Origin of the sequence: Tessaracoccus flavus (assembly GCF_001997295.1) — a bacterium.
GTDB classification, from domain to species: domain Bacteria; phylum Actinomycetota; class Actinomycetes; order Propionibacteriales; family Propionibacteriaceae; genus Arachnia; species Arachnia flava.
On sequence record NZ_CP019605.1, the window covers coordinates 628,475 to 640,920 of the forward strand.

The 12,446-nt window shown below is 67.5% G+C and carries 12 protein-coding genes and 4 tRNA genes; 14 read left to right on the forward strand and 2 right to left on the reverse strand.

The features are described from left to right. Positions 1-73: 73 nt before the first annotated feature. The gene (locus tag RPIT_RS02715) at positions 74-565 is read right to left on the reverse strand and encodes a YajQ family cyclic di-GMP-binding protein (protein ID WP_077340373.1); all 492 of its coding nucleotides are present in this window, start codon (positions 563-565) and stop codon (positions 74-76) included. 145 nt (positions 566-710) lie between these two features. Between RPIT_RS02715 and RPIT_RS02720 the strand changes: the two genes are divergently transcribed. The 10 genes from RPIT_RS02720 to RPIT_RS02765 all read left to right on the forward strand — a co-directional run bounded on the left by RPIT_RS02720 (position 711) and on the right by RPIT_RS02765 (position 6,297). Next, positions 711-1,463: a sulfite exporter TauE/SafE family protein gene (locus RPIT_RS02720; protein ID WP_077340375.1), complete on the forward strand. Its 753-nt coding sequence runs from the start codon at positions 711-713 to the stop codon at positions 1,461-1,463. A 403-nt stretch (positions 1,464-1,866) separates the two neighbouring features. Beyond that, positions 1,867-1,952: transfer RNA gene (locus RPIT_RS02725), tRNA-Tyr, on the forward strand. A gap of 60 nt (positions 1,953-2,012) precedes the next feature. Next, entirely contained in the window at positions 2,013-2,723 is a 711-nt protein-coding gene (gene deoD, locus RPIT_RS02730; protein WP_077340377.1) for a purine-nucleoside phosphorylase, read from the forward strand. Positions 2,724-2,798: 75 nt separating this feature from the next. Then, positions 2,799-2,871: transfer RNA gene (locus RPIT_RS02735), tRNA-Thr, on the forward strand. Between the two features lie 36 nt (positions 2,872-2,907). Continuing rightward, positions 2,908-2,983, forward strand: a tRNA-Met gene (locus tag RPIT_RS02740). A 44-nt stretch (positions 2,984-3,027) separates the two neighbouring features. Beyond that, positions 3,028-3,198, forward strand: a complete 171-nt coding sequence (gene rpmG, locus RPIT_RS02745; protein WP_077340379.1) for a 50S ribosomal protein L33 — start codon at positions 3,028-3,030, stop codon at positions 3,196-3,198. Positions 3,199-3,270: 72 nt separating this feature from the next. Further along, positions 3,271-3,696 carry an FAS1-like dehydratase domain-containing protein gene (locus tag RPIT_RS02750; RefSeq protein WP_077340381.1) on the forward strand — a complete coding sequence of 142 codons (426 nt, stop codon included), beginning with the start codon at positions 3,271-3,273 and terminating at the stop codon, positions 3,694-3,696. Continuing rightward, positions 3,689-4,096 carry a MaoC/PaaZ C-terminal domain-containing protein gene (locus RPIT_RS02755; RefSeq protein WP_077340383.1) on the forward strand — a complete coding sequence of 136 codons (408 nt, stop codon included), beginning with the start codon at positions 3,689-3,691 and terminating at the stop codon, positions 4,094-4,096. Before RPIT_RS02750 ends, RPIT_RS02755 begins: the two co-directional genes overlap by 8 nt. Continuing rightward, a complete protein-coding gene (locus RPIT_RS02760) occupies positions 4,089-5,183 on the forward strand; it encodes a UDP-N-acetylmuramate dehydrogenase (protein WP_418361366.1) in 1,095 nt (364 codons plus the stop codon). The genes RPIT_RS02755 and RPIT_RS02760 overlap by 8 nt, the downstream gene beginning before the upstream one ends. A 61-nt stretch (positions 5,184-5,244) precedes the next feature. Beyond that, positions 5,245-6,297 carry a peptidoglycan-binding protein gene (locus RPIT_RS02765; protein WP_077340387.1) on the forward strand — a complete coding sequence of 351 codons (1,053 nt, stop codon included), beginning with the start codon at positions 5,245-5,247 and terminating at the stop codon, positions 6,295-6,297. Positions 6,298-6,330: 33 nt separating this feature from the next. On the opposite strand, the gene RPIT_RS02770 is transcribed toward RPIT_RS02765, so the two are convergent. Beyond that, positions 6,331-7,497, reverse strand: a complete 1,167-nt coding sequence (locus RPIT_RS02770) for a M20 metallopeptidase family protein (protein ID WP_077340389.1) — start codon at positions 7,495-7,497, stop codon at positions 6,331-6,333. 247 nt (positions 7,498-7,744) lie between these two features. Between RPIT_RS02770 and RPIT_RS02775 the strand changes: the two genes are divergently transcribed. From RPIT_RS02775 to RPIT_RS02790, 4 genes are all read left to right on the forward strand, one after another. Beyond that, complete coding sequence (locus RPIT_RS02775; RefSeq protein WP_077340391.1) at positions 7,745-8,050, forward strand: hypothetical protein; 306 nt, start codon at positions 7,745-7,747, stop codon at positions 8,048-8,050. Positions 8,051-8,399: 349 nt separating this feature from the next. After that, the gene (locus RPIT_RS02780; RefSeq protein ID WP_077340393.1) at positions 8,400-10,190 is read left to right on the forward strand and encodes an ABC transporter ATP-binding protein; all 1,791 of its coding nucleotides are present in this window, start codon (positions 8,400-8,402) and stop codon (positions 10,188-10,190) included. Continuing rightward, the gene (locus tag RPIT_RS02785; protein ID WP_077340395.1) at positions 10,187-11,998 is read left to right on the forward strand and encodes an ABC transporter ATP-binding protein; all 1,812 of its coding nucleotides are present in this window, start codon (positions 10,187-10,189) and stop codon (positions 11,996-11,998) included. The genes RPIT_RS02780 and RPIT_RS02785 overlap by 4 nt, the downstream gene beginning before the upstream one ends. A gap of 353 nt (positions 11,999-12,351) precedes the next feature. After that, positions 12,352-12,424, forward strand: a tRNA-Trp gene (locus RPIT_RS02790). The last annotated feature ends 22 nt before the right edge of the window (positions 12,425-12,446 follow it).

Here is a 12,446-nt window from a genome sequence, read left to right on the forward strand (position 1 = left end):
GTGCCGTCACCCGGTCGTCTGCCCCCGGGCGTGAGGCCGGTCGGTCCGGTGCGGACGTGACGGCGGTGGCCGGTCAGCGGTAGTTCACGTACTGCACCGCGAAGTCGTAGTCCTGCTCCTTGATGAGCGCCTGCACGGCCTGCAGGTCGTCGCGGCTCTTGCTGGAGACCCGGAGTTCGTCGCCCTGGATCTGGCACTTGACGCCCTTGGGGCCCTCGTCGCGGAGGAGCTTGGAGATCTTCTTCGCGTCCTCCTGCTTGATGCCCTGTTTCATGGACGCGGTGATCTTCCACAGCTTGCCCGATTGGCGCGGGTCGCCGGCGTCGAGTGCCTTGAGGCTGACGCCGCGGCGGGCGAGCTTCGACTGGAACACGTCGAGCACCGCCTTGACGCGCTCCTCCGAGACCGCCTCCATGTCGATGTTCTCCCCGGACCACGCGATCTTCGCGTCGGTGCCCTTGAAGTCGAAGCGCTGGCTGACCTCCTTGGCGGCCTGGTTGAGGGCGTTGTCGACTTCCTGGCGGTCGACCTTGCTGACGACGTCGAATGAGCTGTCTGCGGCCATGGTGTCTCTCCTGGTGACTGGACGATCTGCGCCTGGCACGCAGTGGGTCGGATTTGCGGACGATCATCCGGGCGGATGGGTCGGCCCGCGCGCGCCAGGCTCCTGCTGCTCATTGTGCCAGCCGGCCGGCACTAGGGTGTCGCCCATGGAGCTGGAGATCATCGTCGCGGTCGGGTTGCTGATCGGACTGTCCGCCATTCTCTACAGCTCGGTCGGCCACGGCGGAGGGTCGGGTTATCTCGCGGTCATGGCGCTGTTCTCCGTGACCACGGAGGTCATGCGTCCGACGGCTCTCGTGCTGAACATCGCCGTCGCGGCCATCGGGTTCGCCGCGTTCTACAGGCGCGGCGCCTTCTCCTGGCGGGTGCTGTGGCCCTTCGCGGTGACGGCCGTCCCGATGGCGTTCGTCGGGGGGCTGATCCATGTCCCGGGCGTGGTGTACAAGCCGCTTCTCGCGGCGGTGCTGATCTACTCGGCGGGCTACCTCTTCTGGCCCAAAGCCGATCCCGCCGATGATCCGGGGATGCGCCCCCCCGTCCTCCCGGCTCTTGCCATCGGCGCATTCGTGGGGTTGTTGTCCGGCGTTACGGGCATCGGAGGCGGGATCTTCCTCAGCCCGATCCTGCTCTTCAGGCGCTGGGCCGACACCAAGACGACGGCCGGCGTCGCGGCGGCGTTCATCCTGCTCAACTCGGCGTCCGGCCTGGCCGGTCAGCTGCAACTGCTGGACTCGATCCCGCTCGACGCCATCGCGGTGTGGGTCCCGCTCGCGGTGCTGGGCGGCTTCCTGGGATCCCGGTACGGGTCGCGGACCCCGCGCAACATCCACATCCAGCGTCTGCTCGGGGTGGTGCTGCTCGTGGCGGCGGGCAAGATGTTGCTCACCATCGGTGACTGAGCCTGGATCCACCGGGTGGGTCGCACAGGCCCTTGGGTTGACCGGAGCAGGGGCTCTCCCCAGGAAGCGTGGGAATCGCCAACCGGCGCGAACGAACGCCAACAGAGAGGGCCCAACGCCAACGGGGAGATGCCCAACGCCAACCGGGAGGGCCCAACGCCAACCGAGAAGCGTGAACGCCAATGGTCAGCTTCAAACGCCAACGGACAGGTCGGAACGCCGACGAGTCGCAGCGATGCCCGTGGGATATCGCGGGCGTCGCTGAGTCTCGCGGGCGACACCGCGTGGCGGTTGGCGTTCGGCGTTGCCGGTTGGCGTTTGCCGCCATCCGTTGGCGCTGCGCCCGGGTCTTTTTGTGGCCGTGCGTGGCCGCTGCTATATTTCCACTCGCTGGCAACAGCATGGCAGGTTGCCCGAGCGGCCAAAGGGAGCGGTCTGTAAAACCGTCGGCGTAGTCCTACGTTGGTTCAAATCCAACACCTGCCACCAGGCCTCGGATCGGATTGATTCGAGGCCTAACTTCTTTCCGACCAGCGAAAGGTGCCAATGATGGCAACCCCCCACATCGCCTGCGAACCCGGCGACATCGCCCCGCTCGTCATCATGCCCGGCGACCCGAAGCGCGCCGAGCGGATCGCCAAGACCCGGATGGAGAACGTGCGCCTCGTCTCTGACGTGCGCGGAATCGGAGCCTGGACCGGCACGCTCGACGGCGTCGAGATGACCGCGATGGCCTCCGGCATGGGCATCCCGTCGATCTCCATCTACGCCACCGAACTCTTCTCGCAGTTCGGCGTCCGTCGGATCGTCCGGGTCGGGACGTGCGGGGGGATCTCCGACGACGTAAAGGTGCGCGACGTCATCGTCGCCGCCTCAGCGCACACGAACTCCGCGGTGTCCACCATCGACCTACCCGGCGTCACGCTGTCTCTGGCCGCGTCGTTCGACATGCTCCGCGCCGCCGTCGACGCCGCGCGCGCCGGCGATCGCGCCGTCCACGTCGGTTCGGTGTACTCGAGCGACTTCTTCTACAGCTCTCGGAGCGACATCATCCCGGCGCTCGACCAGTTGGGCACCCTCGGCGTCGAGATGGAGGCCGCTGGGCTCTACGCGTGCGCCATGAAGCACCGCGCCGAGGCGCTGACTGTCCTGACGGTGTCTGACCACCTCAAGGACGGCTCCGGCGACCTCTCCCCGGAGGAGCGGGAGACCCTCTTCCAGGGCGCGCTGGACGCCGCGATCGCCGGTCTCAACGCCTGATCCACCGGCGTCCTCCGTCGACCAGCCCCGATTTGTGGTGCGCCGAATCGCTGGTGTATGTTTGGTCGTCGGCTGGCCCCTATAGCTCAGTAGGCAGAGCGTCTCCATGGTAAGGAGAAGGTCTGCGGTTCGATTCCGCATGGGGGCTCGGTTCATCCCTGGGCTCCACCAGGGATGAACTCCTGACGGGGTAGCTCAGTCGGTAGAGCAAGCGGCTCATAATCGCTGTGTCGCGGGTTCAAGTCCCGCCCTCGTCACCACAACTTGCCACCCGCGCGCCGCGCAGCTAGCTAAGGAATGATTAATGGCCAAGAAGTCTCAGGACGTTCGTCCGAAGATCACGCTCGCGTGCACTGAGTGCAAGGAGCGTAACTACATCACGAAGAAGAACCGTCGAAACGATCCCGATCGTCTCGAGCTGAAGAAGTTCTGCCCGCGCTGCCGCACCCACCAGGCGCACCGCGAGACCCGCTGAACCCAGTCGCAGAAGACGGCCGTCCCTGTCCGGGCGGCCGTCTTTTCGTTGCCGGGACGCTACCCTTTACGCATGCCAATCACCGCCGAACACGTTGGGCGCCGGTACCCCGACACCCCCGAGTATGTGGTCAGCCGCGCGAAGATAGCGGAGTTCGCCGCGGCGCTGGGCGACGACAACCCCGCCTACGCGGGCGATCATCCGATCGCACCGCCGACGTTCGCCGCCGTCATCGCCGCCCAGGCCTGGGGGGCCCTCTTCTCCGACGCCGAGTTGGGCCTGGCGCTCAACCGCATCATCCACGGCGAACAGAACTTCACCTTTCACCGGCCGCTCACCGACGGCGACGCCGTCATCTCCCGGTTGACCATCGAGAAGGTCCGCAACCGTGGACAGATGGACTGGATCACGGTGCTGGTCGATCTGACAGTGGACGGGCAGACCGTCTGCGAATCCCGGTCAACCCTCATGCACACCCGGGAGGCATCCCATGACTGAAGCCGCCCCCGGCCAGGGCCTGCCAGAACTGCGTGTCCGCGTCACCCGCTCCACGGTCGTTCGGTATTCCGGTGCCTCCACGGACTTCAACGAGATCCATTTCTCCGAGCGCCACGCCCAGGCAATCGGCCTGCCCGGAGTGGTCGCGCACGGCATGTGGACGATGGGGGCGGGCCTGAGGGTCGTCACCGACTGGATCGGCGATCCCGCCCGAGTGCTGTCCTACACGGTGCGCTTCACCCGCCCCGTCGTCGTCCCTGACACCGACGAGGGCACCGAGGTCGTCTACACCGCCACCGTCACCGATGTCGTCGAAGGCACCGCGAAGATCTCCATCACCGCATCGTGCGACGGCGAAGCTGTCCTCGGCGCAGCCAGGGCCGAGGTCCGGATTGACTGAGTGCAGAATCGACCGGCTGAGCGCGGATCCGACCACCACGGCGGTGCCTGACTCCACGCTGCTGGCCGACCACACCACCCTCCGGGTCGGAGGGCCGGCCGGACGTTTCGTCGTGGCGACCACCGAAACCGAACTCGTCGAGACGGTCACTGACTGCGACAGTCGTGGCGAGCCGGTCCTCGTCCTCGGCGGCGGTTCGAATCTCCTCGTCTCCGACGATGGGTTCCCCGGCACGGTGGTCCGCGTGGCCATGACCGGGCTGCAGGCCGATGTCTCCGCCTGCGGCGGGGCGTCGGTGAAGGTCGCGGCGGGGGAGAACTGGGACACGTTCGTCGCCTACGCCGTGGAGCAGGAGTGGACCGGGATCGAGATGCTCTCCGGCATCCCGGGACTGGTTGGCGCCACCCCCATCCAGAACGTCGGGGCCTACGGGTCCGACGTGTCCCACACCATCGATTCGGTGCGCACCTGGGACCGCCTGGAGCGCAGGCAGCGAACATTCGCGCTCGCGGACTGCGGCTTTGGTTACCGCACTTCGCGGTTCAAGCGCGAGCCCGGCCGCTACCTCGTGCTGGAGGTCGGTTTCCAGTTCCAACTCGGCGCACTCGGGAGCCCCGTGGCCTATCCGGAACTGGCGCGACACCTCGGAGTCGAACTCGGCACCCGGGCGCCCGCTCGCGCCATCCGCGAGGCCGTCCTGTCCATTCGCGCCGGCAAGGGCATGGTGCTCAGCCCCACCGACCCCGACACCTGGAGCGCAGGCTCGTTCTTCACCAACCCCATCCTGAGCGCCGACGAAGCCGCAGCGCTGCCTGCCGACGCCCCCCGATTCCCCGCAGAGGGAGGCCTGGTCAAGACCAGCGCGGCCTGGCTCATTCAGCACGCCGGGTTCCAGAAGGGCTTCGGCACCGAGCGGGCGTCGCTGTCCACCAAGCACGTGTTGGCTCTGACGAACCGCGGCGGGGCGAGCGCAGCGGACCTCGCCGAGTTGGCCGGGCAGGTCCAGCGCGGCGTTGCCGATCGCTTTGGGATCCAGCTGGTGCCCGAGGTCAATCTCATCGGGCTGACCACCTCAACCTCAGCTTGAGAAACTTTCAGCGTCGCCGTCTGCGGCGATAGCCTCACGGCAACAGTTCAGGGAGGCACAGATGCGCTGGTTCAAGCTCGCCGTGGTGGTGGTCCTCATAGCTCTCGCCACGGCCGCGTCCGTGACCAACCCAGCGCGTGCCTCGGTGCAGCAGGACTTCATCGCCAAGCTGGTCGAGGGCGCCCGCGAGAACGAGCGTCGCACCGGCATCCCCGCGTCGGTGACGATCGGCATGGCTGCGCTGGAGAGCGGCTGGGGTCGCTCGACGATGGCCGGCACCATGACCGTGAACGGCACCGTCTACAAGGTCAACACCCTGTTCAACATCAAGTGCACCTCGACGCCGTCGCCCTACCAGACGGGGTGTGTGCCGGTCTCGTCCTACGAGTACCGGGCCGACGGCACGAAGTACCTGAAGGTGTCGAACTTTCGCACCTATGCGAGTTGGGCGGATTCGATGCTCGACTTCGGCAGGTTCCTGACCACCTTGTCGCGGTACGCCCCTGCGTTCGACTACACCCGGTATCCCGATCAGTTCGTCACCGAGGTGCGCAGGGCCGGGTACGCCACCGACCCGAAGTACTCGGAGCTGGTCATCTCGATCATGCGCAGCTACAGCCTGTACCAGTACAACGTCTCCGGGGCCGGCCCGGGATATCCGAGCGGAGCGGATACCGATACGCCGGTGGTGGTGGACCCTGTGTTCAAGTCCGGGTCAGACTTCCCGGCGCTGAGCCGCGGCAGCCGCGGGACCGTGGTGGAGAGCCTCCAGACGCTGCTCAACGCAGCTGGGAGCACGCTGCTCGTCGACGGCAGCTACGGCGCGCTCACCGAGGGTGCCGTCAAGACCTATCAGTCGTCGCAGGGACTCCCGGCCACCGGCGCCGTCGACGACCAGACCTGGTCCCGGCTGCTGCCGTCGCTGCGCGCCGGGGACTCCGGGGAGCGTGTCTCAGCGCTCCAGCTCGAGCTCAAGGCGGAAGGCCTCGCCGTCACCGTCAACGGGACGTTCGACCCGGCGACGGAGGCGGCCGTGCGAAGCTTCCAGGAACGGCAGCGGATCAAGCCCAACGGTGCGGTGGGCCTGGCGACCTGGGCCCGACTGCTCGGCTGAGTTGGCGCCTCGCGGCGACTGATCAGTGGTTCCCTAGAGCAGCATTCCGGCCGCGGCCACATAGCCCGCGGCCATGGTGTGTGCCGCGAGTTGGAGCGCCTCGCGCCCGGGCAGGAACGCGCCGTGGTGAAGCCCGATGCCGTCGATCCGTCCGGTGCCCACGAAACACATGACTGACGCCGTCGCCAACCCGTACTCGGCGAAGTCGTCCGAGCCGCACGACCGGAAGGGTGTCTCCGCAACGGTGATCCCGAGGGAGGACAGTTCGCGATCGACGCGGTGTGCCAGTCCCGGGTCGTTGACCAGCGGGGGACCTCCGCGCACGAACCTTGTCGTCGCCAAGGCGCCCCTGCCGAGCGCGATCGACTCCGCAGTGCGCGTGATGGCCTCGTGCAGCAGGTCCCGGTCGGCCTCCGTGAAGGTGCGGATCGTGCCTCGGCAGCTCGCCTCGTCGGCGATGACGTTGGGCGCGGTCCCACCGCTGATCTGACCGACCGAGATGACGGTCGGACGGATGGGATCGATCACCCGGGTCGGTAGGCCGCTCAGCGCTCCGACGATGTCCGCCAGCGTCGTGATGGGGTCGATGGCGATGTGGGGATACGCCCCGTGGCCTGGCCTGCCCTTGACCACGATCTCGAAGGAGTCGTAGCCGGCGTTGACTGCCCCGGTGCCGGTGGAGACGACCCCACGCTCGACGGCCGGCTGCACGTGCACGCCGATCATGGCCTCGATCTGTTCGTCCTCGATCAGCCCGGACGCGACGACGTCGCCCGCCCCCGGCGGTGTTATCTCCTCGCGTGGTTGGAGGATCGGCACCAGCCCGACCGGGAGGTCGACGTCGCGGGCTGCCTCCGTCAGTGCCCACAGGGCGGCCAGGTGGAGATCGTGCCCGCAGGCGTGCATGACTCCCGCGACCTTGGACTCCCACTCCACCCCGGTGGACTCATTGATGGGAAGTGCGTCGAGTTCGGCGCGGACCCCCACTGCTGGTCCGTCCGGCCCCATCCGGGCCCACGCCCCGGTGTGGGCAACTTCCCGCCAGTGCAGATGGTCGGCGGCGTCGATGAAGGCTGCACGAGTGGGCTCCTCATGACCGCTGAGCGACGGGTTCGCGTGGATCTCGCGCCGCAGGGCTGCGGCGTGGGGCAGAGCGCGGTCGATCCCGGCTACCAGCCCCCGGAGCAATTCACCCGTCATAGACGCTCAGACTACTGCCAGTCTGAGCGGCCCCCGGTGCTCAACAGCGCAATGGCCCTGCGCGATTCGACGCGAAACCTGTCGGGCCGATCGACGTCACCGTAGTTTCGGCCCAAACGCGATCACCGCCGATCTGAGGAGACCCGATGCGCTTAGTCCACCGTGCGAAGACGATGAGGGCCGCCGTCGCGGCCGTGAGCCGTATTCTCAGACTCAGGGGTTCCGCACTGATATCTGGGCGTCTGTGGTGAAGCGGTCGGGTACTTCGTACTCGATTGAGCGTGGGTGGGCGTTCAACAACCTCACCTACCTGCCGTTCATGACCCGGGCGCAGTGGTCGGCGAACCCGCTGGGGTACGCGAACTCGTGGAAGGCGTCGGATGAGTCGCTGTGGCGCACTGAGTGTGACACGGAGGTGACCGGCTCGAACGCGTGTCGGTCGTACGGGTGGACGACGGTGTATCACGCGTTGCCGAAGCCGGGTGGTGGGTACACGTTCGGTCAGGACAACCAGTGGGTGTTCAACAACATGGTGATGTTCCGCCGCTGGTGAGGCGCGCCGTGTAAAACAGGTGTGGGCCCCGCCGAATCCCCCAGTTCGGCGGGGCCCCTCCGCGTCCCGGACCGTCTCCCCGGTCGGGGTCCGTCGCACTTGGTCCCTGAGCAGGGCCGGCTTGCTCTGCGAGCAGCCCGTCCGTCGAAGGGTAACGGCCGCAACTGTGGGCGCCGCCCTGTTGTCGGGGGCGGCGGTAGGGATCGGGGCCGTAACCCTTCGACAAGCTCAGGGAACAGGAAGCGACAAGCTCAGGGAGCAGGAAGCGACAAGCTCAGGGAACAGGAAGCGACAAGCTCGGGGGCCGAGGGGGTTTGTCACCTGACTTGGCCGGGCATAGGGTTCTCGGGTGCTCAACGCCGGATCCCGCCCTCCCCAGCTGGCCTCGGCGCGCCCCGGACGTCCCAACGTCGTCCGGTTCCTGCCCTACATCCGGCCCTTCTGGCGGCAGTTCGCCCTCTCCTTCACCATGGCACCGATCGGGGTTCTGCTGAGCATCACCATCCCGCGGCTGCTCGGCGACGTCGTCGATGGGCCCATCCGCAACGGTGACGCCCGAGGGGTGCTCTGGTACGCGTTTCTCCTGCTGGTGGTGGGCGCCGCGGAGGCTCTCATCTCCCTGATCCGCCGATGGATCATGTCGCGGGCGACCTCGCACATCGAAACCAACATCAGACTTGACCTGTTCGCCCAACTCCAACGGCTCCCGATGAGCTTCCACAAGTCCTGGGAATCAGGGCAGCTCCTCAGCCGCGTGATGAGCGACCTCGGACTGCTCCGGCGGTTCATGTCGTTCGGACTCGTGATGCTGTTCATGAGTGCCCTGCACATCGTGGTCGTCCTGACGATCATGGTCACCACCCTCTGGCAGGTCGGCGTAGCGGTGCTGGCGCTCGTGGTGCCGGTCATCATCGCGACCTACCTGCTGCTCAGGCGCTTCGGGCCGCTGTCGCGCACGCTGCAGGACGACACCGGGGATGCTGCGTCGGCCGCGGAGGAATCGCTGCACGGAGTGAGGGTGATCCGGTCGTTCGGGCGTACGGCGTACGCGTTCGAGGAATACGACAAGCGGGCCACGACGCTGGCCCAGTCGGGCATCCGCCGCACGAACCTTGCCTCGGTGCTGTGGACTCTCCTCGAGGTGTTCCCGTCGGTGCTGCTGATAGTCGTGCTGATCGGCGTCAGCTTCGGCGTGTCCGCCGGGACGCTCACGCTGGGAGGGGCGGTCACGTTCGTCACCCTGCTGCTGTCCCTGGCCTGGCCGGTGGGAGGGCTGGGCTTCCTGCTCTCCTTCGCCCGCGAGGCCGCCACGGCTGCTGACCGCGTGTCGGAGGTCTTCGACGCTCCGGCGACGATCACCTCCGGCGATGCGGTCATCGCCGACCCGCGGGGCGCCCTCAGCCTCCGCGACGTCACGTTCCAGTTCCCGGACGCGGATCAGCCCACCCTGGATGGGCTCGACCTCGACGTCGCTCCGGGGGAGACCGTCGCGCTCGTGGGGGGCACGGGCTCAGGCAAGTCCACCCTGGTGTCGCTGATCCCGCGCCTCGTCGACGTGACGGGCGGCCAGATCCTTCTCGACGGCGTAGATGTGCGGGATCTGAGCCTCACCCAGCTCCGCAGCCTCATCGGGACGGCCTTCGAGGACCCGATCCTGTTCTCGATGTCGGCGCGGGAGAACCTCACCCTCGGCAGGCCGGACGCGAGCGAGGCCGATATCGCCGACGCCGTCCGGGTCGCGCGGGCCGAGTTCGTCTACGACCTGCCCTGGGGGCTCGACACCAGGCTGGGGGAGCAGGGGCTGAGCCTGTCCGGAGGGCAGCGTCAGCGACTCGCCCTCGCCAGGGCGATCCTCGTGCGGCCCAAGGTGCTCGTGCTCGACGACACCCTGAGCGCGCTGGACATCCACACGGAGGCGGAAGTCGAGGCGGCGCTGAAGTCGACTCTCGTCGGAGTCACCGGCATCGTGGTGGCGCACCGGGCGTCGACGGTGATGCTGGCCGACCGGGTCGCCATGCTGATCGAGGGCCGGATCGCGCACGTCGGGACGCACTCCGAACTGCTCTCGACAGTTCCCGAGTACCGCGAGCTGCTGAGTGCGGACTACAGCATCCAGCCGGACCTGGGAGGTGAGGCGTGAGCACCGATCCCAACGACCAGTGGCGCGGCGTGAAGCAGGAGATCTCGGAGGAGACCGACGCGACCGTCGGGCTCCGCGCGCCGAGCCGTCGTCTGCTCTCCGACCTCGTGCGTCCTCACCGGACCTGGCTGTTCATCCTCGTCGGAGTGGTCGTCGCCGAGGCGGCCGCGCGCCTGGTCATCCCGCTGCTGGTGCAGCGTGTTCTGGACGACGGTCTCGGCGGCCCCACCGCCGGGGACACTCTGTGGCCGTCGGTGTTCCTCATGGCCGGGGCCGTCGCCACCCAGACCATCGCGCGCGTCATCTTCGTCCGTCGCTCCGGGCGCGTCGGTAACGCCATCCTCCTCGACCTCAGACGCAGGTTGTTTCGCAAGTTCCAGAAGCTGAGCATCGGGTTCCACGACCGCTACACCTCGGGACGCGCCGTCTCGCGGATGACCAGCGACGTCGAGGCCGTGCAGGAGCTGGTGCTGCAGGGGCTCGATGTGGTCGTCATCGCGCTGCTCACGATCGTGGGCTCCTCGATCCTCATGCTGACCCTCGACTGGCGGCTGGCGCTGGTCGCCTTCCTCTCCTACATCCTGCTCATCGCGCTCATGCGCTGGTTCGCCCGGGCGTCGACGAGGGCGTTCCGCACGGTCAGAACACACTCGGCCATCGTGATCGTGCAGTTCATCGAGACGATGACCGGCATCAAGGCGGTCCAGGCTTTCCGTCGCGAACCCCGGTCGATGGAGATCTTCGAGGGCGTCGCGTCGGCCTACCGCGACTCCAACGTCCGCGCCATGCGCATCTTCGCTCGCGCGATGCCCGGCATCCAGTTCATCGGCAACTTCGGCGTGGTGCTCGTCGTCCTCGCCGGTGGATACCTTGCGCTCGACGGTTCAGTGAGCGTCGGCACGATGGCCGCCTTCGTCCTGTACCTGCGGATGTTCTTCGACCCGATGCAGGACCTCAGCCAGTTCATCTCGACCCTGCAGTCGGCTCTCACCGCGCTGGAGAAGGTCTCAGGAGTCATGGCCGAGGACGATGAGGTCGCCGACCCGGAGCATCCCGTGGAACTCCCCGTTGCGGCGGGGCGGATCAGCTTCGACAGCGTCGAGTTCAGCTACGTGGAGGGCAAGACGGTGCTTCCCGGGCTCGACCTGGAGCTGGAGCCGGGGACGACCGTCGCTCTCGTGGGCACCACCGGGGCGGGGAAGACGACCATCGCGAAGCTCATCGCGCGCTTCTACGACCCGCAGCGGGGGACGGTCAGCCTCGATGGCATCGATGTGCGCGACCTGGCCGACGAGACGCTGCGTCGGCACGTCACCCTGCTCACCCAGGAGAACTTCATCTTCGCCGGATCGATCGCCGACAACATCTCGTTCGGGCGGCCCGACGCCACGCGCGAGGAGGTCGTCGCGGCCGCCCACGCCGTCGGCGCGCACACCTTCATCGAGCAGATGCCGGCGGGCTACGACACGGATACCGGGAAACGTGGGTCGCGCTTGTCCGCCGGCCAGCGCCAGTTGGTGGCTTTCGCCCGTGTCGTGCTGGCCGATCCGAGGGTGCTCATCCTCGACGAGGCCACCAGCTCGCTGGACATCCCCACCGAGCGTCTCGTCCAGGCGGCACTGTCCACGATCCTCGCCGACAGGACCGCCGTCATCATCGCCCACCGACTCTCCACGGTGGAGATCGCCGATCGGGTTCTGGTCCTGCAGCACGGCCAGATAGTCGAGGACGGGCGACCGAGTGACCTCGTCGGAGGTGAGGGCCGCTACGCGGACCTGCACCGGGCCTGGATCGCCTCCCTGGCGTAGGGGACCGCCGTCCGAGACGCCAACCGTTACGGCCACTCGCCAACCGGACCCAGTGACGCCCGCGAGATGTCGGGAGCGTTGCTGAGTTTCGTCGGCGAGCGCACGTCATCGTTGGCGTTGCGGCGGAGCCGTTGGCGTGTCGACGCGCATGGGACACGACGGTCCGCGGGCGTGCAGCCGGATGGGCCGGCGCTGGGCGCTGCAGATCGGGGAGGCCGCCGACCTGCGGATTCCGGGTGAGCGCCGGTTCGACTCAGCGCTGGAAACGGCCTATAGTTTGGTGTCCCGGTACAAGTTGCCAAGGTCGGAGCGTGCACAAAACCCACGTTTCTTCCTGGTGATCCAACCGCCAAAGGGTAGTAGCTCAATTGGCAGAGCAGCGGTCTCCAAAACCGCAGGTTGGGGGTTCGAGTCCCTCCTGCCCTGCTAGGTAGTCGTATCAACGGCC

What these genes read in the sequence shown, in the direction of transcription:
- RPIT_RS02715 (WP_077340373.1), bottom strand. Translation starts at nt 565, where the DNA reads ATGGCCGCAGACAGCTCATTCGACGTCGTCAGCAAGGTCGACCGCCAG.
- RPIT_RS02720 (WP_077340375.1), top strand. Translation starts at nt 711, where the DNA reads ATGGAGCTGGAGATCATCGTCGCGGTCGGGTTGCTGATCGGACTGTCC.
- deoD (WP_077340377.1), top strand. Translation starts at nt 2,013, where the DNA reads ATGGCAACCCCCCACATCGCCTGCGAACCCGGCGACATCGCCCCGCTC.
- rpmG (WP_077340379.1), top strand. Translation starts at nt 3,028, where the DNA reads ATGGCCAAGAAGTCTCAGGACGTTCGTCCGAAGATCACGCTCGCGTGC.
- RPIT_RS02750 (WP_077340381.1), top strand. Translation starts at nt 3,271, where the DNA reads ATGCCAATCACCGCCGAACACGTTGGGCGCCGGTACCCCGACACCCCC.
- RPIT_RS02755 (WP_077340383.1), top strand. Translation starts at nt 3,689, where the DNA reads ATGACTGAAGCCGCCCCCGGCCAGGGCCTGCCAGAACTGCGTGTCCGC.
- RPIT_RS02765 (WP_077340387.1), top strand. Translation starts at nt 5,245, where the DNA reads ATGCGCTGGTTCAAGCTCGCCGTGGTGGTGGTCCTCATAGCTCTCGCC.
- RPIT_RS02770 (WP_077340389.1), bottom strand. Translation starts at nt 7,497, where the DNA reads ATGACGGGTGAATTGCTCCGGGGGCTGGTAGCCGGGATCGACCGCGCT.